This window comes from Anaerofilum hominis, from assembly GCF_014287275.1.
GTDB classification, from domain to species: Bacteria; Bacillota; Clostridia; order Oscillospirales; family Ruminococcaceae; genus Pygmaiobacter; species Pygmaiobacter hominis.
In genome coordinates this window covers 1,021,133-1,039,602 of sequence record NZ_JACONZ010000001.1, presented here as the reverse complement: position 1 = coordinate 1,039,602, position 18,470 = coordinate 1,021,133, and the positions used below count along the sequence as shown (strand labels likewise).

Sequence of the window (18,470 nt, the reverse complement as noted above, 5' to 3'; positions counted from 1 at the left end):
GTGTGTGACCATTTGGGCGAAACGGGGGCGCCCGGGCGACGGCGGGGGCAGGCAGAAAAAAGAGAGGGGAAAAGCGCCAAAAAGATTTGATTTTTGCGCCCAAACCGTCTATAATTTATGCTTAATACCGCGCTCTGCGCGGCTTTTGAGAGAGGGGGACGGCTGCCGTGACGGAGTTTCTGATCCGGCGTTTTGTGCGGGACCCGCAGGACGTCCGCACCCCTGCGGCGCGCGGGCGCTATGGCAGGCTGGCCGGGGTGGTGGGGCTGCTCTGCAATCTGCTGCTCTGCGGGGGCAAATTTGCCGTGGGTCTGGCGTTCGGCAGCGTCTCCATCACCGCCGACGCCGTGAACAACCTGTCCGACGCGTCCAGCTGCCTCATCACGCTGCTGGGCTTCCAGCTGGGGGGCAAGCCCGCCGACCGGGAACACCCTTTCGGCCATGCCCGCATCGAGTACCTGTCCGGCCTGTCGGTGGCGGTGCTCATCATGGCCATCGGCGTGGACCTGCTGCGCACCAGCTTTGACCGGGCGCTGCATCCCGCCCCGGTGTCGTTCAGCCTGGTGTCGGTGGCGGTGCTCGGCGTCTCGATCCTGGTCAAGCTGTGGATGGCGCGGTTTTACCGCACCATCGGGCGGCGCATCGGCTCCACCGCGCTGGAGGCCACCGGCATGGACAGCCGCAACGATGTGCTGACCACGGCGGCCGTGCTGCTTGCCGCGGTACTGGCCCGCCTCACCGGCCTGGATCTGGACGGGTGGATGGGCCTTGCGGTGGCCGCGTTCATCCTCTGGGGCGGGGTTGGCATCGTGCGGGAGACCCTGAACCCGCTGCTGGGAGAAGCGCCCGACGAAGAGCTGGTGGACCGGCTGGACGGCAGGATCATGAGCTATGACGGGGTGCTGGGCCTGCACGACCTGATGGTGCACGACTACGGGCCGGGGCGGCGGTTTGCCAGTGTCCATGTGGAGATGAGCGCTTCTGAGGATGTGATGCACTGCCACGATGTGATCGATAACATCGAGCGCGCGGTGCTGGAAGAACAGGGCGTCCATCTCGTGATCCATCTGGACCCCATCAGCGACGACGACGGCGAGGTCTGCCGCCACCGCGAACTGGCCGCCGCCAAGGTGCGGGAGATCGACCCCAGGCTGAGCATCCACGATTTTCGGATGGTGAAAGGCGACGACCATACCAACCTGATCTTTGACGTGGTGGTGCCGCAGGGCTTCGGCATGAAAGCCGACCGCCTGAAAGAGGCCATCGCGCAGAGCCTGCGGCAGGACGACCCCAACCACTTCGCCGTCGTGACGGTGGACTACAGCTATGCCAGCGCCCCGCGGGACTGAAAGGGGACCGGGCGTGCGGGGGCCGTGGGAGCGGCCGGCGGCCCCGGCCCCCGAAGAGCGGGGAGGCGCGCCGCATCCGGGGCGGCCGGTCGTCGGCGGTTTTTGAAGTAAATAAGGACGGCGCTTTCGGGCGGGGACGCAGAGCGGGGCTCTGCGCCGACTGTGCCCCGCCGGGCGCCGCTGCGGGCAGATCACAAACAGAGAGGGGAAACAGAATATGTATGAGTTTTCACAAAAGGCGCTGGGCACCAGGCCGTCGGCCATCCGCGAGATCATCAAAAACATGAACGATCCCAGCATGATCTCCTTTGCGGGCGGGAACCCGGCAGTGGAATGCTTTCCGATCGAGGAGATCAAAAAATACTCGGCGAAGATCCTGGAAGAACAGCCGGTCAGGATGCTGCTTTACGGCACGACCGAGGGCGTGCCGTCGCTGCGCGAGTCGGCGCTGGCGTTCGCCAACCGCTATGGCCGTATCAGCACTGCGGAAGATGACATCGCCATCCTCACCGGCAGCCAGCAGGCCATGGATTTTACCGCCCGGGTCTTCTGCAACGAGGGGGACACGGTGGTGGCGGAGGACCCCAGCTTTGTGGGGGCGCTCAACTCTTTCCGCGCCTACGGGGCAAAGACGGTGGGCGTGCCCATGGAGGACGACGGCGTGGACATCGCCGCGCTGGAAAAGGCTTTTGCCGCTGTGCCCAAGCCCAAGCTGTTCTATGTGATCCCCAATTTCCAGAACCCCACCGGCCTTGTCACCAGCGCCGCCAAGCGGCAGGTGATCTATGATCTGGCGGTCAAATACGATGTGCCGGTGCTGGAGGATAACCCCTACGGCGAGCTGCGCTTTGAGGGCGAGTATATCCCGCCCATCAAAAGCCTGGATCAAAAGGGGCTGGTGCTGTACTGCGGCAGCTTTTCCAAAATACTGGCCCCGGGCATGCGGCTGGCCTACATCATCGCCAACAGGGAGATCGTGGAAAAGCTGGTCACCGTCAAGCAGTGCAGCGATACCCACACCAACAGCTGGAGCCAGATGGTCTGCGACGAATGGCTGCGCCACAGCGACACCGAGGCGCATATCCGCGCCATCCGCAGGGTGTATGAGCGCAAATGCCGCCTGATGCTGGCCGAGATGGACCGCGAGTTCGACCAGCGCGTCCGCTATACCCGCCCCAGCGGCGGGATGTTCCTGTGGGCCACCCTGCCCAAGGGCGTGGACATGACGGCCTTTGTGCTGGAGGCGCAGCGCCGCAAGGTGGCCGTGGTGCCGGGCAGCGCGTTTCTCTGCGACGAGGACGGCAGCACCCAGTGCTTCCGCCTCAACTACTCCACCCCCAGCGACGAGGATATCGTCAAGGGCATCGGCATTTTGGGCGGCCTGACCCGTGAGGTCTGCGCCGGGCTGTGAGCGGATGGAAAAGCGCCGATTCCCCCTGCCCGGCGGCAGGCGCGCGCTCGTTTAAATCCACAAACGCGTTAAAAAGTCTCAGCGGCATGCCCGGCGTGCCCGGGACTTTTTATTTTTAAGAGGATTTCTGCCAAAATTCCCTTGACTTTTCATGGGAAACAGATATACTATTAATTAGTAAAAGTTCTCAATAAGGAGCCCGCGATGGAAAAACGCAATACCGTACAAAAGCAGCTGGTGCTGCAGGCGGTACGGGAGCTGCAATGCCACCCCACCGCCGAGGAGGTCTATCAGCGCGTTGCGGCGCGGCACCCCAGCATCAGCAAGGCCACGGTCTACCGCAACCTCAATTCTCTGGCGGAAGACGGTCTGGTGCGGCGGGTCGCCATGCCGGACGCGGCGGACCGGTTCGACTTTACAGTAGGCCCCCACTATCACATCAAATGCGCCGGCTGCGGCCGGGTCATCGACGCCCCGGCGGCTTATATGCCGCGGCTGGACGCCGAGACGGAAAAGGAGACCGGGTTTCGCATCTCCCGGCATGATCTGGTGTTTGAGGGGCTTTGCCCGGCCTGCCGCGAAAAGCGGGCCTGAAGATCTCGGTTTATGTTTAGGCTGCCTGCGGCGGCCGCATAATAGATTTCAGAACATAAAAAACGGAGGTAGTTACCATGGCTGAACTGAAAGGATCGAGGACCGAAGCGAATCTGATGGCCGCGTTTGCCGGCGAGAGCCAGGCGCGCAACAAGTACACTTTCTACGCTTCCAAGGCGAAGAAAGAGGGCTACAAGGTGATCGGCGACATCTTTGAAGAGACCGCCGGCAACGAGAAAGAGCACGCAGAGCTGTGGTTCAAGGCCCTGCACGGCGGCGAGGTGCCCGATACCATGACCAACCTGGCCGACGCGGCTGCGGGCGAGAACTATGAGTGGACCGAGATGTACGCCGAGTTTGCCAAGGTCGCCAAGGAAGAGGGCTTCGACCGTCTGGCCTGGCAGTTTGACGCTGTCGCCCAGATCGAAAAGACCCATGAAGAGCGCTACAACGATCTGGCCAAGTTGCTCAAAGAGGATAAGATCTTTGCCCGCGAGGAGGAGCAGGTCTGGATCTGCACCAACTGCGGCCACATCCACGTGGGCAAGTCCGCCCCGGCGAAGTGCCCGGTCTGCGATCATCCGCAGAGCTACTTCGAGCTGCGCGTCAAGCCGTACTGAGCTTTTTCACGGCCCCAAGTTTCCTGCGCGGACGGTGCGGACGGGAGAAAACATCGCTTTGTCCCGCTGGCCCGGACAGGGTGACTGAATAAAAAGGTTGCGCTCCAGCAATGGAGCGCAATTTTTTTGGATGACTTCCGCCGGCGGCCGCCCGAAAAAAGGTCCGGCTTACAGCAGGCGGGGGGAGGCGGGGCCCCCCGCAAACGGGCTGCCGCAGGGGAAACGGGTGGGCGGGACGCCTGTTTCCGGGCCGGGGCGCGGGAGGCAGGCGGGGAGCCTGCGCCGCCGCAGGGCGGAAAAGTGAAAAGTAAATGCGAATCGCTTGCATTTGGTAAAAAACGGGGTATAATAAATAAGCGCGCAAAGACGCGAATGATTCGCATTTGAGATCAACGGGAGGGACTGCCCTTGTTGGAACTTTTGTTGGATACCCTGATCGACGCGGCGAAGATGCTGCCGTTTTTGTTTCTGGCCTGCCTGCTGGTGGAGGTGGCCGAACACCGGCAGAACGGCCGGCTGATGAGGCTGCTCTCCGGCGAGGGCAAGATCGGCTTTTTGGCCGGAGCCGTGCTGGGCACTGTGCCCCAATGCGGGTTTTCGGCAATGGCGGCGAATCTCTATGCGGGCAGGGTCATCACGCTGGGCACCCTGCTTGCGGTGTTTATCGCCACTTCAGACGAGGCGTTTTTGGTGCTGCTGGCCAGCCCCGGGGCGCTGCCTGCGCTGGGCGGGCTGATCGCGGTCAAGTTCGTGCTGGCGGCGGGCACCGGCTTTGCGGTGGACTTTCTGCTGCGCCGCCGTCTGGTGCGCGCGGGCGTGGTGGCCGACCACGAGCAGATCCACTGCCCCTGCGAGCATGAAGAGGGGGAGCAGAGCGTGTGGCGGGCGGCTGTGCTGCACACGCTGGAGGTGCTGTTTTATGTGGTGGTGTTCTCTTTTGTCATCCATGTGGCAATGGAGTATTTTGGGGGCGAGCTGCTCACCGGCTGGCTCTCCCGCACAAGGCTGCTGCAGCCTATTTTGGCGGCTCTGATCGGCCTGATCCCCAACTGCGCGGCCAGCGTGCTGCTGGCCCAGCTCTACCTGTCCGGCGCCATCACGTTCGCCTCGCTGGCGGCGGGCCTCTCCAGCGCCGCGGGCATCGGTCTGGTGGTGCTGTTCCGCTCCAACCGGGGGCTGAAAAAGAACCTGCTGATCACCGCTGCGCTCTTTGCAGTCTCGGCCGCGGCGGGGCTGGTGCTGTCCGTCTTTTAAAAAGCTGCAGCCGCGCGGTGGCTTTCGCCCGCCGGTGCGCGCCATCACGGGCACTGCACGGAGCCGGTCTTTTTTTCATTTTCTTTGCAAAAAGCCTCTAGCATTTTGAGATCTGCCATGCTATAATAGGTGCAAGCTTAGAGAACAGAGTCAAAGCGAAAAAACCCGAAAGGGCCTTTTTTGCTTTGGCTTTTTTTGTTGCCTGGTTCCGGATGCCCGGGGCGGGGGGACGAGAGATAAGGAGGGTTTGGACAGACATGGTTGACGTAACGATCATCGGCTGCGGCGTTATCGGCGCGGCCACGGCGTACGAGCTGGCCCACTATGATCTCAGGACCGTAGTGGTGGAGCGGGAGAACGACGTGTCCACCGGCACCACCAAAGCCAACAGCGCCATCATCCACGCGGGGTACGACCCGGAGCCGGGCACCTTGATGGCGCGGCTCAATGTGGAGGGCAACCGCCGCACCAAGGAGATCGCCGCAAGGCTGGATGTGCCCTGCAAGGAGATCGGCAGCCTGGTACTGGCCTTTGACGAGGCCGATGTAAAGACAGTGGAAGAGCTTTACCGGCGCGGCGTCGCCAACGGGGTGCCGGGAGTGCGCGTCCTCTCTGCACAGGAGGTGCAGGCGCTGGAGCCCAACCTCTCCAAAGAGGTGAAAGCGGCCCTGCTGGCCCCCTCCGCCGCCATTATCTCCCCCTGGGAGATGTGCTTGGCGCTGGCCGAGACCGCGGTCAAAAACGGCGTCGAGCTGCGGCTGAACAGCCCGGTCACCGCCATTGAAAAGATCGAGGGCGGTTACCGGGTCACGGCGGGCGACAGCGTCATCGAGACCCGCACCATCGTCAACGCTGCGGGCGTCCACGCCGACCAGATCAACGATCTGGCCGCCCCTCACGCTTTTACCACCCGGCCCAGCCGGGGCGAGTACTACCTGATGGACAAAAGCCAGGGCGCGCTGGTGGACCATGTGATCTTCCAGTGCCCGAACAAGGACGGCAAGGGCGTGCTGGTGTCCCCCACCGTACACGGCAACCTGATCGTCGGCCCCAACGCCGAGGACGTGGCGGACGGCGACGACGTGGCGGTGACCGCCGCGGGGCTTGATTTCGTCAGAGAAAAGGCGGCCAAAAGCGTGCCGGGCATCAATTACCGCGATTCCATCCGCAATTTTTCCGGCGTGCGCGCCGTGACCGACCAGCCCGATTTTGTCATCTGCGAAAGCCCCGCGGCAAAGGGCTTCATCAACCTGGGCGGCATCAAATCGCCGGGCCTGTCCTCCGCGCCCGCCATCGCCGCCGAAGCGGTGAAGCTGCTGGCCGGCGCAGGCGTTGAGCTGAAAGAAAAGGCCTCGTTCGACGACAGCCGCAGCCGCGTGCGCTTCAAGGAACTCTCGTCAAAAGAAAAGACCGCCCTTGTGGAAAAGGACCCCGCTTACGGCCGCGTGATCTGCCGCTGTGAGACCATCACCGAGGGCGAGATCGTCGACGCGCTGCACTCGGTCATCCCGCCCGTCTCCATCGACGGGGTCAAACGGCGCTGCAACCCGGGCATGGGCCGCTGCCAGGGCGGCTTCTGCGGCCCCCGCGTACAGGAGATCATCGCGCGCGAGCTGGGCATCAGCCAGCAGGAGGTGCTGCAGGACAAAGCGGGCAGCCGCATCATCTTTGGCCAGACCAAACAGAAAGGGGGCGCGGCCCAATGACCGAATATCATGACTTGATCGTCATCGGCGGCGGCCCGGCGGGCCTCGCCGCGGCCTGCGCGGCCTGGGAAAAGGGCGTTAAGGACATCCTCATCATCGAGCGCGACAAAGAGCTGGGGGGCATCCTCAACCAGTGCATCCACAACGGCTTTGGCCTGACCTATTTTAAAGAGGAGCTGACCGGCCCCGAATACGCCGGGCGGTTCATCAAGATGCTGTTCGATACCGGGGTCAAGGTGCGCACCGACACCATGGTGCTCTCGATCACCGAGAACAAAGAGGTGCATGCAGTCAACAACTTTGACGGCTATATGGTGCTGCGGGCCAAGGCCATCGTGCTCACCATGGGCTGCCGCGAGCGCACCCGCGGGGCCATCGGCATCCCGGGCGACCGGCCCGCCGGCGTGCTGACCGCGGGCGCGGCCCAGCGGTATATGAATATCGAGGGCTATATGGTGGGCAAACGGGTGGTCATTTTGGGCTCGGGCGATATCGGCCTCATCATGGCGCGCCGCATGACGCTGGAGGGCGCCAAAGTGCTGGCCTGCGTTGAGCTGATGCCCTATTCCAACGGCCTCAACCGCAACATTGTGCAGTGCCTCAACGATTTTGACATCCCGCTTTATCTGGCGCACACCATCACCGACATCGTGGGCAAGCACGGCAGGGTGGAAAAGGTGGTCGTCAGTGCCGTGGACGAAAACCGCCGCCCCGTGCCCGGCACCGAGATGGAATTTGACTGCGACACGGTGCTGCTGTCGGTGGGGCTGATCCCGGAGAACGAGCTGTCCCGCAACGCGGGCATCGAGATCGACCGGCGCACCAGCGGCCCGGTGGTGTTTGAGAATATGGAGACCTCGATCCCCGGCGTTTTTGCGGCGGGCAACGTGGTGCATGTGCACGACCTGGTGGACTTTGTCACTGGTGAGAGCCAGCGTGCGGGCCGCGCGGCTGCGGATTACATCGCGGGCAGCTCGGCTGCCGGCGGCGCGGATCTGGAGCTGGCAAACGGCGAGCATGTCAACTATACCGTGCCCCAGAAGATCCGTCTGGCAGGCGTGGACAAAGCGGCCGGGGTGTTTTTCCGGGTCAATAAGGTGATGGCCGCCGGCACCGTCAGGGTCATGAGCGGCGGCGTCCAGATCGCGGCGTTCAAGCGCCAGCATATGGCCCCGGGCGAAATGGAGCAGATCCAGCTGCCCAGAGCGCTGCTGGAAAAGGCGCAGGGCACGGTCACGATTTCTGTCGAGGAGGCGAATGCATAATGGCGATCCGCAAGATGATCTGCATCACCTGCCCCCGCGGCTGCCACCTGGAGGTGGACGACGAGACGCTGCAGGTGCGGGGCAACACCTGCCCCAAGGGCGAGGAGTACGGCCGCAATGAGGTCACCGACCCGCGGCGGGTGCTCACCTCTACGGTGCGCATCGAGGGCGCCGCCCACTGCCGGCTGCCGGTCAAGACGGCGGCCCCCATCCCCAAGCCCCTGCTGCTGAAAGCGATGGACGCGCTGGCTGAAGTCACGGTGAAAGCGCCGGTCCGGGTGGGAGAAGTGGTGATCCGCGACCTGCTGGGCACCGGCGTGGACCTGGTGGCGACGAAAGAGATGTGAGCCGCACAGCTGCGGCAGGGAGGACGGCGGGGAACAGCCCGCTGTCCCGGCAAAAGCAAGGGGCGCTGTCTTGAGACGGCGCCCCTTGCTTTTTTGCAGGAGAAAACCGCGCGCCGGACAAATCGGGGCGTGGGCGAACGGCTTTCCCACAGTCCTGCCCGGCAGCGGAAAAGGCGGCTGAAAAGGGGAGGATAGAGGCCGCGCGGCGGCGCTTCAAAAGGTGCGGAAAAGCGGCCCGGGATGCCCTCTGCGTGTCCCGCGGCCCTCAAACGGGCGTTTCTTTGCTGCTGCTGCTGCGGTAGCGGCAATTCGCCGGGAATTTATTTTTTCGTTTTCAGACGCCGCTTTTGGGGGGCCGCCTGCGCCGCCGGTGCGGCTGCCGCGACCGGCCCCGGCGGTCCGGCGGTCGTCTGCCTGCGGACTGCGGGAGGAGCATCGCCCGGCAGACTGGGAGTTACCGCCTTTTGAGACGCTTGCAGGCGGCAGGCCTTGTGCAGGCGCGCGCCCCCGCGGCCCTGCAGTTGCAATTTTGGGAGAAAAAGAACAGGGCCCGCACCGTGCGGGCGGTCAGTCCAATTTCAGATATAAAAGCGGATAGGGATTTCCCTGTTCGTCTTTCTCCGTCCTTTGATAGACGTGAAAGCCCATATGTTCATAAAAGGCTTTGGCAGAGGGGTTTTGCTCGTTCACGGTCAGTTCGCTGAGAGAATGGTGTTCCATGCCGTATCGGAGCAGCTTCTTCCCCACGCCCTTTCCCCTCTCCCGGCGGGAGACGAACAGCATTTCCAGCTTTTGCCCATCCAGCCCCATAAAGCCGAGGGCGCGCCCCTCTTCGCTTTCCGCCACGATCAGGCGGGGGACGCTGGCGAGCGCCTGCGGGACGATCTGCCGGATGGCATCGATCTCTTCGTCCGACAAAAACAGATGGGTCGCCCTCACGGCGCCCTCCCACAGCTCCAGCAGCTGCACAAGCAGGGCGGGCGTCCGGCGGCCGACTTCCGCTATCCGCACGGCTTTCCCCGCGCGCCCGCCGCTCTCAGCGGGGGGATGCAGTTCATAAGTGGGATGCCGCAGCCCGGTCGGCGGGTACAGCCTGTCGCCGATAGAGGTGAAACCCAAAGAGCAGAGCAGTTTTTGGGAGGCCTTGTTGCCGGGATGGTGCCCGGCAGACAGCCGTTGTGCGCCCAGCGCGGTAAAAGCATGCCGGACAACGGCGCCTGCGGCTTCGCGGCCATACCCCTGCCCCCAGAAATTTGGCCGCAGATGGAAGCCCAGTTCGTATTCCCGCGCCGCGCCGGGCCTCAGCCCGCAGCAGCCGATCAGCTCTTCTGTACTGAGCTCAAAAATGGGCCAGTACTGGACCTGATGTTCTTGCTCCCGGCAGATCTCTTCCCCCAGCCGCTGCGCGATATCCTCATCGCGGAAGATCCCGCCCGCACAGAGGAACCGCGTCACCGCCGGGTCGCCCCACAGTGACTTTGCGAGCGCCAGGTCCTCCGGTCCCCATATCGAAAAGCCGATCCGTTCCGTTTGCAGAAAATAGTGACGCCTGTCCGGTTTCATCCTGCGCCTCCGGTGGTGATTTTGCGGGCGGGCTCCGCGTCCCACGGAACGCTGTCTGCAGCCTGCGGAACGCTGTCTGCAGCCTGCGGAACGCTGTCTGCAGCCTGCGGGACGCGGGGCCTCTGCCGTGGTCCCAGTATACCATCCCGGCGGCGGCCTGTCATCTCTCCGTCTCGGCGTGCAGGGCCGGTGCGGAGGGGGCCTGCTCCTCCGTCCCCAGCAGCTTGTCCAGGCGGCGGGACAGATGCGCGGCGTCCAGCATCCCCTGGCGGTAGGCGGCGCAGCCCAAAGCGGCCTCCCGCCGGCGCAGCTCTTTTACCAGCTGCAGGCCGCGCTGGGCGGTGAACGGGTCGCCCGTCTGTACCTCCTCTTCCAGCTGCGCCGTGATCTCCGCCACCCCGGCGCAGGCTGCGGACAGGTCTGGCCCGCCGGCAGGGCAAAACTCTTCCGGGGCCAGTTCCTCCGGCAGCATCCGCATCGCCTCCTTTCCTTTTCTTCATTTTAAGGGATATTCCCTTAAAAAGCAATAAGGGAATATCCCTTATCCCATAATGGGCGGGGGGGATGGAGAGATGAAGCTTCGTTTGCGTGACCTGAGGGAAGACCGGGACCTGCCCCAAAAAACATTGGCGGATTATCTGGGGGTGCATCAGACCACTTATTCGGATTATGAGCGGGGCAACCTGAACATCCCGCTGGAGGTCCTGATAAAGCTGGCTTCCTTTTACCACACCAGCATCGATTATCTGCTGGGCTGTACCGACCGCCGGGAGCCCTACCCCGCGGCGGGGGAAGATACCCCCTAGCGGCAAAGGGCGTTTTGGCCCGCCGCTTTGAGGCCGGTCAATATTCCCGGCGCAGGAGGCCCCCAAGGACGGCCTGCGGCGATAGACGTTCCGCATCCCGCCCGGCGGGATACGCGGCAAAAAAACAGGCTGTCCGCCAACCGGATTTCGCTTTGCGGCGGCTGTTTTTTTGATTGCAGCGGCTGCGGCGCGGCAAAAAAATCGCCCGTCCCGGCGCCGCTGTTTTCGGCCGTTTGCGGCGCATATCAAACGGGAAAAGCTGAAAAAACCAGTCCCGCAGCGCCGCAGAAGCAACCCTTTTGGCCCGCCGTTTGCCCGCCGCGGAAAAAGTGCGGTACCATGGGCGGGCGGCAGGCATCCCGGCCCCGGCGGAGAGGGGACGCTTGACAACGCCGGAGGGCTTTGTTATACTTGCCAATTAGTTAAGCGATTATAATTAATTTTTCTGAACTATAGGGGGCGGCGATGGACCTGCGTCAGAGGATGGAACGGCTTTTTGTCGACATGGTGGTCGGCGAGCTGCGGCTCGCCCATGACAACACCTATCAGAGCGTGACCTACAACAGCCTGCTTTATCTGGACCTCATCGCTTATACGCCGGATTGCACCGCAGGATATCTGGCCGAGACCCTGCGCGTCGCCCCCTCCGCGATCACCTCCAAGGTGCGCGAGCTGGAGCGGCTGGGCCTGGTGGTGCGCACCCGCAGCGAGCGGGACAAACGCGTCTATTACCTGCATATCAACGAAAAGCTGCGGGCCGAGTACCGCGCCTACGACCAGCTTCTCTACGGCGCGCTGGACGAATTGGAAGAGCGTTACACGCCCCGGCAGATGGAGCTGCTGTGCGGGATGCTGGATACGATCAACCGGCACTTCCGTCAGGCGGAAGCGGAGCAGACGCCTGCGGGCAAAAAAGAGAAGAAAGGAAAAGAAACGTGAATTCCCTGGAACAAAAGATCACGCCGGGCTTTTTGCTGCGTTTTACCCTGCCCACGGTGGTCATGATGGTCTTTAACTCATTTTATACCATGGTGGACGGGGGGTTTGTGTCCCGCTTTGTGGGCACCGGGGCCCTGTCGGCGGTGAACATCGTCTATCCCGCCCTCAACCTGGTCTTTGCGCTGGGCATCATGCTGGCGACCGGCGGCAGCGCCGTGGTGGCGAAGCTGATGGGCGAGGGCCAGGAGGAGCACGCCCGCCGCAGCTTTACCGCGCTGGCGGTGGCGGGCGTGGCCCTGGGGGCGGCGATGACGGCCGCGGGCACGCTGCTGGCAGGCCCCATCGTGCGCATGCTGGGGGCGAACGACGCGGTCTTTGCCGATTGCCGCGACTATATGTTCACCCTCAGCCTGTTCGTGCCTTTTGCCATGCTGCAGTTGCTGTTCCAATATTTTTTCGTCGCCGCGGCAAAACCAAACCTGGGCCTTGTTTCCACTGTGGCCGGCGGCGTGGCCAACATCGTGCTGGACTATGTCTTTATCGTGCCGCTGCAGATGGGGGTGAGCGGGGCTGCGCTGGCCACCGGTTTCGGCTTTGTGATCCCCGCGGCGGCGGGGCTCGTCTTTTTTGCCTGCAACCGCAAAGGCGCGCTGCATTTTGCCCGCCCCCGGTGGGAGGCGTGGCTGTTCCTCCGCGCCTGTGCCAACGGCTCGTCGGAAATGGTCTCCAACCTGTCGGTGGCGGTGACCACCTTTTTGTTCAATATCCTGATGATGCGGGCCCTGGGCGAAAACGGCGTCGCCGCCATCACCATCGTGCTGTACTCCCAGTTCCTCTTCACCGCCGTCTTTCTGGGCTATGTCTCCGGCGTGGCGCCCCTCTTCAGCTTCAATTACGGCGCGCGGGACAAAAAGCGGCTGGGGCAGCTGTTCCGGCTCAGCCTCATCTTTATCACCGTCTGCTCCCTGCTGGCCTGGGTGCTGTCCCTGGCGCTGTCGCGGCAGGTGGTGGGGGTCTTTGCCAGCCGCGGCGAGCCGGTTTTTGATCTGGCGGTGCACGGGCTGTTTCTCTTTTCAGCGGGCTTTCTGTTCATGGGTTTCAATATCTTCGCCTCGGGGCTGTTCACCGCCCTTTCCAATGGGCGGGTGTCCGCCGCGCTCTCCTTTCTGCGCACCTTTGTGTTCATCGTGGCGGCCATCCTGCTGCTGCCCGGGCTGCTGGGGGTGGACGGTATCTGGCTGTCGATCCCGGCGGCGGAGGCGCTGGCCCTGCTGGTCTCGGTCTGGTGCGTGGTGCGCTGGAAGCCGGCCTACGGCTATTGACCGCCCTGTGCGGCTGCCCTGCAGCGCGCTGAAAAAACGGCTGTCCGTGCCGGGGACAACGCTTTTGGCCCTGCCCGGCCTCTCCCGCCCGGCGCGGGGCGCTCCGTGCCGGGCGCGGAAAAAAGCGCAGGGCCGGTCGGCCGCGGGCTCTGCGGGCGCTTTGCGGCTGCCGGGCGGGGGGACAGCCAAGCTGCCTGCAGGCGGCGATCTTCTTCCTTTTTTGAGAGCGTCGGTCCCCGCCGCGTTGCGCCCGGGAGGCCGTCTTTTTTTTTGTCTGCGGCAGGGAGGATGCTTTTGCGGGCCGCGGTCCCGTGCTATAATGAGGGGGATAAGACCGGCGAGCGGCTGTGCTGCCCGCGGCAGGGAGGATGCTGAAGATGATCTATCTGCCTTTTGAAGAACTGCTGCAAACGCTCCGCGCTGCGCTGGAACGGGCGGGCTTTGACCAGACGCGGGCCGCGCGCCTGGCGGACGTGTTCGCCCGCAACTCGCTGGAGGGCGTTTATTCCCACGGGGTGAACCGGTTCCCCCGCTTTTTGAACAACGTGGCCAACGGCACGGTGGACCTGAGCGCCGCGCCGGAGCAGGTGGCCGCGCTGGGGGGCATGGAGATCTGGGACGGCCATTTCGGGCCCGGCCCGCTGATCGCCGAGGACGCCATGGCCCGGGCGGTGGAGCTGGCCCGCAGCCACGGCGTCGCCTGTGTCTCGGTGCGCAACAGCAACCACTGGATGCGCCCGGGCCGGTACGGCCGGCAGGCGGCGGAGGCCGGTATGGCGGCTGTCCTGTTCACCAACACCTCGGCCAACATGCCCGCCTGGGGCGCGCTGGACGCGCGGCTGGGCAACAACCCCATCGTGCTGGCCGTCCCCCGGCAAAAGGGGCCGGTGGTGGTGGATATGGCCATGAGCCAGTTTGCTTACGGCAAGCTGGAGCTGGCCGCCCTCGCGGGGGAACAGCTCCCCATCGACGGCGGGTTTGACGAGGCGGGGAGGCCCACACGGGACCCGCAGGCCATCCTGCGCACCCGGCGCATCCTGCCCACCGGCTATTGGAAAGGGTCGGCCATGTCCGTCGCGCTGGATCTGATGGCGGCGGCGCTCTCGATGGGGCGCACGGTCAGCGCCGTCAGCCGCGACCCGCTGGATGAGCGGGGGCTGTCCCAGGTGTTTCTTGCCATCAACTTCCGCGGGCTGCTGCCGGCTGAGGAGGTGGACCAGATGCTGGACGAGGCGCTGGAGGATCTGCTCGCCTCCGCCCCCGCGCCGGGCGAGCCGCCGGTGCGCTACCCGGGCCAGAACCTGGAACAGACGGTGCGCCGCAATCTGGAAAACGGGGTGCCTGTGAACGAGGCCACCTGGGAAAAGATCGAGGCGTTTTTGCGGTAAACGCGCTCTGCATCAGGGCTGCGGAGACCGCGAAGCGGCAGGGTGAAAGCCCTGCCGCTTTTTTCACTGGCCCGCCGCCGCGCGCCCGCCGCACCCCGGCAGACTTGTTTTCCGGGGGGACAAAACGGCTGCGCGCTTTTTTGCGGCGCGGGCCTTTCCGCCGCAGCGGGGAAAGCCGGGCCCCGGAAGAATTTGGGCCGCCGGTTTCCCCCGGTGGATGCGCGGCGGTTTTTCCTCTCCTCAGCCCCTGTCTTAACGCCGCCTTAATGTTCCGGCTGCAAATTTTACGCGCCGCTAACCACTCTTGTGGTATAGTAGGGTAGAGACGCTGCCGCCCGCAGGGCGGCGCGCCCGGCGCGGCGGGGAGAATACAGAGCCGCGCGGGGAAAGGGGGGACAGCTGTGCAGGGAGAGGGACGGCCCGGCCCGGACCGGCTGCTGCATCAGGTGCAGGGGGAGGAAAAGCCCCCCGCAGGGCGCGGCAGGCTGAAGATCTTTTTTGGTTATGCGGCGGGGGTGGGCAAGACCTGCGCCATGCTCAGCGCCGCTCATGCCGCGCAGAAGAGCGGGGTGGACGTGGTGGCCGGCCATATCGACCCCCACGGCCGCCCAGCCGTGCTGGCGCTGCTGGAGGGGCTGGAACAGCTGCCTCCGCTTGCCCCGGTCGGCCAGGGGGCCGCGCTGCGGGAGTTTGATCTGGACGCGGCCCTGGCGCGGCGCCCGGCGCTGATTCTGGTGGATGAGCTGGCCCACGCCAATGCCGCGGGCTGCCGCCACCGCAAGCGCTATCAGGATGTGGAGACGCTGCTGCGGGCGGGCGTCGACGTGTACACCACCGTCAGCGTGCAGCATCTGGAGAGCCTCAGCGACGTCGTGGCTTCCATCACCGGCGCCGCCGTGCAGGAGCGAGTGCCGGACAGCGTCTTTGACAGCGCCGATCAGGTGGAGCTGATTGACATCGAGCCGGAAGAGCTGATCGCCCGGCTCGGGGAGGGCAAGTCCGCTGCTGCCGGGCAGGCAAAGCGGGCGCTGAGCGCTTTTTTGACCAGAGAAGATCTGACGGCCCTGCGGGAGATCGCCCGGCGGCGCACCGCCGACCGGGTCAACCGCATTGCGGAGCGCGAAAAGCACGGGAAGGGCGACCGCTCCGAAGAACACATCCTCATCTGCCTTTCCGGCGCGCCTTCCAACGCCAGCGTCATCCGCGCCGCGGCCCGGATGGCCGGGGCTTTTCACGGCAGCCTTACCGCGCTGTTTGTCGAGACGCCCGACGCCGCCGGGCTGGAGGAGGGCAGCGGGGAGCAGCTGCGCAAAAATCTGCGGCTGGCCGAGCAGCTGGGCGCGCGCATCGCCACCGTTTACGGCGAAAACGTGGCCCAGCAGATCGCCGACTACGCGCGCGAGAGCGGGGTATCCAAGATCGTGCTGGGCCGCTCTGCGCCGGGCAGGCGCGGCGTGCTGGCGCGGCGGAGCCTGGCGCAGCAGCTCGCCGCCCGGGCCCCCGGCCTGGACGTCTGTATCATACCGGACGGCCAGTCGCCCCGCCCGCCCCGCAGGCACGGCAGAGAGCGGCCCGCCTGGAGTGCAGCCGACCTGCTCCGCTCGGCGGGGATCTTGGCCGTCACCTCGCTGCTGGCGCTGCTGTTCCGGCAGTGGGGCTTCACCGAGGCCAACATCGTCACGCTCTACATTTTGGGGGTGCTCTTTATCTCCATGTGCACCCACAGCTGGGCCTACGGCGCCATCTCTGCGGCGGCGGGAGTGCTGATCTTCAATTATCTGTTCACCGAGCCGCTGCTCACCCTCAAGTTCAATGACAAAAGCTATTACGTCACTTTTGTAGTGATGTTTCTGGCCTCCTTTCTCACCGGCACCCTCACCATGCGGGTCCGCCGGCAGGCGCGGCAGGCGGCCTCCAAGGCCTATCGCACCGAGATCCTGCTGGAGACCAGCCAAAAGCTGCAGCACAGCGAGACGGAGGAACAGATCTTCACCGAGATGGGCGGCCAGCTGCTGCGCCTTGTCCACCGGCCGGTGCTCCTTTATCCGGTGCAGGAGGGCGTGGTGGGCGAACCGGCGGCTTTTCTGCCGCCCGGCGTCCAGCCGCCCGCGGACGGCTGGGACACGGCGGAGGAGCGGGCCGTGGCGGCATGGGTGGCAAAAAACAACAAGCATGCCGGCGCCACCACCGACACGCTGCCCGGCGCGCGCTGCCTGTATCTGGCGGTGCGCGGGCGGGACGCGGTCTTTGCGGTGGCGGGGCTGGCCCTGGGCGGCGAGCCGCTGGATATCTTCGAGCGCAGCCTGATGATCGCCATGCTGGGCGAATTCGGCCTGGCGGTGGAAAAGCAGCGCGCCAATGAAGAGAAGCGCCGGTTCGCTGTCGAAGCCGAACAGGAGCGGCTGCGGGCCGACCTGCTGCGGGCCATCAGCCATGACCTGCGCACCCCGCTGACCAGTATTTCAGGCAACGCGGGCATCCTGATGGCCAACGGCAAGGTGCTGGATGAGAAAAAACGGCAGCGGCTGTACGCCGACATTTACGACGACTCGATGTGGCTGATCAATCTGGTGGAAAACCTGCTGGCCGTCACCCGCATCGAAAACGGCGCCATGAGCATCCAGACGGAGCCGGAGCTGGTCAACGACGTGGTGGATGAGGCGCTCGCTCACACCGGCCGCAAGCTGGGCGAGCACAGGCTGGCGCTGGACCTGCCGGACGAGCTGCTGATGGCCCGCATGGACGCCCGGCTGATCGTGCAGGTGCTGGTCAACCTGGTGGACAACGCCGTGAAGTATACCCCGCCCGGCAGCACCATCACGGTCAGCGCCCGCCGGGACGGCCCCATGGTGCGCATCGAGGTGGCGGACGACGGGCCCGGCGTGCCGGACGAAGCAAAAGAACGGCTGTTTGAGATGTTTTACACGGCCCAGGGCAAGCGGGGGGACGGACGCCGCGGCCTGGGGCTGGGCCTGCCGCTGTGCAGGTCGATCGTCAGCGCCCACGGGGGCGTGATTTCGGTAAGGGACAACCGCCCGGCCGGGACCGTGTTCTCCTTTACACTAAAAGCGGAAGAGGTGACCTGCCATGAACAAACCGCAGATCCTGATCGTTGAGGACGACAAGGCGGTGCGCAACCTGATCGCCACCACCCTGGAGACGCGGGAGTACGCCTATCGCACGGCGGAAAACGGGGCCGCGGCGCTGCTGGAGGCCGTGTCCCACCAGCCCGACGTCATCATCCTGGACCTGGGACTGCCCGACATGGACGGGGTGGAGATCATCAAAAAGGTGCGGGAGTGGAGCAATCTGCCCATCATCGTCGTCAGTGCCCGCAGCGAGGAGAGCGACAAGATCGGCGCGCTGGACGCCGGGGCGGACGATTATCTGACCAAGCCTTTCAGCCCTGAAGAGCTGCTGGCGCGGCTGCGGGTGGCCATCCGCCGCAGCCATTACCAGCAGGCCGCGCCCGGCGAAGCGGCCAGCGTGTACAAAAACGGCAATCTTGTCATCGATTACGCGGCGGGCTGCGCCTCGATGGCCGGAAAGGAGATCCACCTCACCCCGATCGAATACCGGCTGCTCTGTCTGCTGGCCCGCAATACAGGCCGCGTGCTCACCCACAACTATATCCTGCGGGAGGTGTGGGGCAGCGCGCTGGAGAGCGACATCCCCTCGCTGCGGGTCTTTATGGTGACGCTGCGCAAAAAGATAGAGCCCTCGCCCTCGTCGCCCCGGTATCTCCAGACCCATGTTGGGGTGGGTTACCGCATGCTGCGGGTGGAGGGGCAGGCGGAAGAGTGAGAGGCTGCGGCCGTCTTTTAACGGCATGCCTTCGCGTCTGCGCCGTGCCCTGCCAGCCCGGCGGCGAAAAGACCGCGGCAGCCGCCCCGCGCCAAATACAGC

16 protein-coding genes and 1 pseudogene are annotated in these 18,470 nt (G+C 64.7%); 14 read left to right on the top strand and 3 right to left on the bottom strand.

Features of this window, described 5'->3' with window-relative positions; translation table 11 throughout:
* Positions 1 to 167: 167 nt before the first annotated feature.
* The 8 genes from H8S23_RS04505 to H8S23_RS04470 all read left to right on the top strand — a co-directional run bounded on the left by H8S23_RS04505 (position 168) and on the right by H8S23_RS04470 (position 8,546).
* Complete coding sequence (locus H8S23_RS04505) at positions 168 to 1,349, top strand: cation diffusion facilitator family transporter (protein ID WP_186887088.1); 1,182 nt, start codon at positions 168 to 170, stop codon at positions 1,347 to 1,349.
* A gap of 217 nt (positions 1,350 to 1,566) precedes the next feature.
* The gene (locus H8S23_RS04500) at positions 1,567 to 2,760 is read left to right on the top strand and encodes an aminotransferase-like domain-containing protein (protein WP_186887087.1); all 1,194 of its coding nucleotides are present in this window, start codon (positions 1,567 to 1,569) and stop codon (positions 2,758 to 2,760) included.
* Between the two features lie 204 nt (positions 2,761 to 2,964).
* A complete protein-coding gene (locus tag H8S23_RS04495) occupies positions 2,965 to 3,354 on the top strand; it encodes a Fur family transcriptional regulator (protein WP_186887086.1) in 390 nt (129 codons plus the stop codon).
* 77 nt (positions 3,355 to 3,431) lie between these two features.
* The gene (gene rbr, locus H8S23_RS04490; protein ID WP_186887085.1) at positions 3,432 to 3,974 is read left to right on the top strand and encodes a rubrerythrin; all 543 of its coding nucleotides are present in this window, start codon (positions 3,432 to 3,434) and stop codon (positions 3,972 to 3,974) included.
* 408 nt (positions 3,975 to 4,382) lie between these two features.
* Positions 4,383 to 5,228, top strand: a complete 846-nt coding sequence (locus H8S23_RS04485) for a putative manganese transporter (RefSeq protein WP_186887084.1) — start codon at positions 4,383 to 4,385, stop codon at positions 5,226 to 5,228.
* Between the two features lie 257 nt (positions 5,229 to 5,485).
* Entirely contained in the window at positions 5,486 to 6,934 is a 1,449-nt protein-coding gene (locus H8S23_RS04480) for an NAD(P)/FAD-dependent oxidoreductase (protein WP_186887083.1), read from the top strand.
* Entirely contained in the window at positions 6,931 to 8,199 is a 1,269-nt protein-coding gene (locus tag H8S23_RS04475; protein ID WP_186887082.1) for an NAD(P)/FAD-dependent oxidoreductase, read from the top strand. The genes H8S23_RS04480 and H8S23_RS04475 overlap by 4 nt, the downstream gene beginning before the upstream one ends.
* Complete coding sequence (locus H8S23_RS04470; RefSeq protein WP_186887081.1) at positions 8,199 to 8,546, top strand: DUF1667 domain-containing protein; 348 nt, start codon at positions 8,199 to 8,201, stop codon at positions 8,544 to 8,546. Before H8S23_RS04475 ends, H8S23_RS04470 begins: the two co-directional genes overlap by 1 nt.
* 567 nt (positions 8,547 to 9,113) lie before the next feature.
* Here H8S23_RS04470 and H8S23_RS14240 read toward each other — a convergent pair.
* The 3 genes and pseudogenes from H8S23_RS14240 to H8S23_RS04455 all read right to left on the bottom strand — a co-directional run bounded on the left by H8S23_RS14240 (position 9,114) and on the right by H8S23_RS04455 (position 10,581).
* Positions 9,114 to 9,557 (bottom strand): GNAT family N-acetyltransferase, encoded by a 444-nt coding sequence (locus tag H8S23_RS14240; RefSeq protein ID WP_186887248.1) that lies wholly within the window; start codon positions 9,555 to 9,557, stop codon positions 9,114 to 9,116.
* Between the two features lie 108 nt (positions 9,558 to 9,665).
* Positions 9,666 to 10,109 (bottom strand): annotated as a pseudogene (locus tag H8S23_RS14235) (GNAT family N-acetyltransferase); the annotation flags it as partial.
* A gap of 160 nt (positions 10,110 to 10,269) precedes the next feature.
* Positions 10,270 to 10,581 carry a hypothetical protein gene (locus tag H8S23_RS04455; RefSeq protein WP_186887080.1) on the bottom strand — a complete coding sequence of 104 codons (312 nt, stop codon included), beginning with the start codon at positions 10,579 to 10,581 and terminating at the stop codon, positions 10,270 to 10,272.
* A 100-nt stretch (positions 10,582 to 10,681) separates the two neighbouring features.
* Here H8S23_RS04455 and H8S23_RS04450 point away from each other — a divergent pair, with 100 nt between their 5' ends.
* From H8S23_RS04450 to H8S23_RS04425, 6 genes are all read left to right on the top strand, one after another.
* The gene (locus tag H8S23_RS04450) at positions 10,682 to 10,915 is read left to right on the top strand and encodes a helix-turn-helix domain-containing protein (RefSeq protein WP_186887079.1); all 234 of its coding nucleotides are present in this window, start codon (positions 10,682 to 10,684) and stop codon (positions 10,913 to 10,915) included.
* Between the two features lie 465 nt (positions 10,916 to 11,380).
* Positions 11,381 to 11,854, top strand: coding sequence for a MarR family winged helix-turn-helix transcriptional regulator (locus H8S23_RS04445; protein ID WP_186887078.1), 474 nt, complete (start codon positions 11,381 to 11,383; stop codon positions 11,852 to 11,854).
* The gene (locus H8S23_RS04440) at positions 11,851 to 13,176 is read left to right on the top strand and encodes an MATE family efflux transporter (RefSeq protein WP_341479888.1); all 1,326 of its coding nucleotides are present in this window, start codon (positions 11,851 to 11,853) and stop codon (positions 13,174 to 13,176) included. The genes H8S23_RS04445 and H8S23_RS04440 overlap by 4 nt, the downstream gene beginning before the upstream one ends.
* A gap of 377 nt (positions 13,177 to 13,553) precedes the next feature.
* A complete protein-coding gene (gene yiaK, locus H8S23_RS04435) occupies positions 13,554 to 14,564 on the top strand; it encodes a 3-dehydro-L-gulonate 2-dehydrogenase (RefSeq protein ID WP_186887077.1) in 1,011 nt (336 codons plus the stop codon).
* Positions 14,565 to 14,965: 401 nt separating this feature from the next.
* Positions 14,966 to 17,680, top strand: coding sequence for an ATP-binding protein (locus H8S23_RS04430; RefSeq protein WP_186887076.1), 2,715 nt, complete (start codon positions 14,966 to 14,968; stop codon positions 17,678 to 17,680).
* A complete protein-coding gene (locus H8S23_RS04425; RefSeq protein ID WP_186887075.1) occupies positions 17,652 to 18,368 on the top strand; it encodes a response regulator in 717 nt (238 codons plus the stop codon). The genes H8S23_RS04430 and H8S23_RS04425 overlap by 29 nt, the downstream gene beginning before the upstream one ends.
* Positions 18,369 to 18,470 lie beyond the last annotated feature (102 nt).

What these genes read in the sequence shown, in the direction of transcription:
- H8S23_RS04500 (WP_186887087.1), top strand. Translation starts at nt 1,567, where the DNA reads ATGTATGAGTTTTCACAAAAGGCGCTGGGCACCAGGCCGTCGGCCATC.
- H8S23_RS04495 (WP_186887086.1), top strand. Translation starts at nt 2,965, where the DNA reads ATGGAAAAACGCAATACCGTACAAAAGCAGCTGGTGCTGCAGGCGGTA.
- rbr (WP_186887085.1), top strand. Translation starts at nt 3,432, where the DNA reads ATGGCTGAACTGAAAGGATCGAGGACCGAAGCGAATCTGATGGCCGCG.
- H8S23_RS04480 (WP_186887083.1), top strand. Translation starts at nt 5,486, where the DNA reads ATGGTTGACGTAACGATCATCGGCTGCGGCGTTATCGGCGCGGCCACG.
- H8S23_RS04475 (WP_186887082.1), top strand. Translation starts at nt 6,931, where the DNA reads ATGACCGAATATCATGACTTGATCGTCATCGGCGGCGGCCCGGCGGGC.
- H8S23_RS04470 (WP_186887081.1), top strand. Translation starts at nt 8,199, where the DNA reads ATGGCGATCCGCAAGATGATCTGCATCACCTGCCCCCGCGGCTGCCAC.
- H8S23_RS04455 (WP_186887080.1), bottom strand. Translation starts at nt 10,581, where the DNA reads ATGCTGCCGGAGGAACTGGCCCCGGAAGAGTTTTGCCCTGCCGGCGGG.
- H8S23_RS04450 (WP_186887079.1), top strand. Translation starts at nt 10,682, where the DNA reads ATGAAGCTTCGTTTGCGTGACCTGAGGGAAGACCGGGACCTGCCCCAA.
- H8S23_RS04445 (WP_186887078.1), top strand. Translation starts at nt 11,381, where the DNA reads ATGGACCTGCGTCAGAGGATGGAACGGCTTTTTGTCGACATGGTGGTC.
- yiaK (WP_186887077.1), top strand. Translation starts at nt 13,554, where the DNA reads ATGATCTATCTGCCTTTTGAAGAACTGCTGCAAACGCTCCGCGCTGCG.
- H8S23_RS04425 (WP_186887075.1), top strand. Translation starts at nt 17,652, where the DNA reads ATGAACAAACCGCAGATCCTGATCGTTGAGGACGACAAGGCGGTGCGC.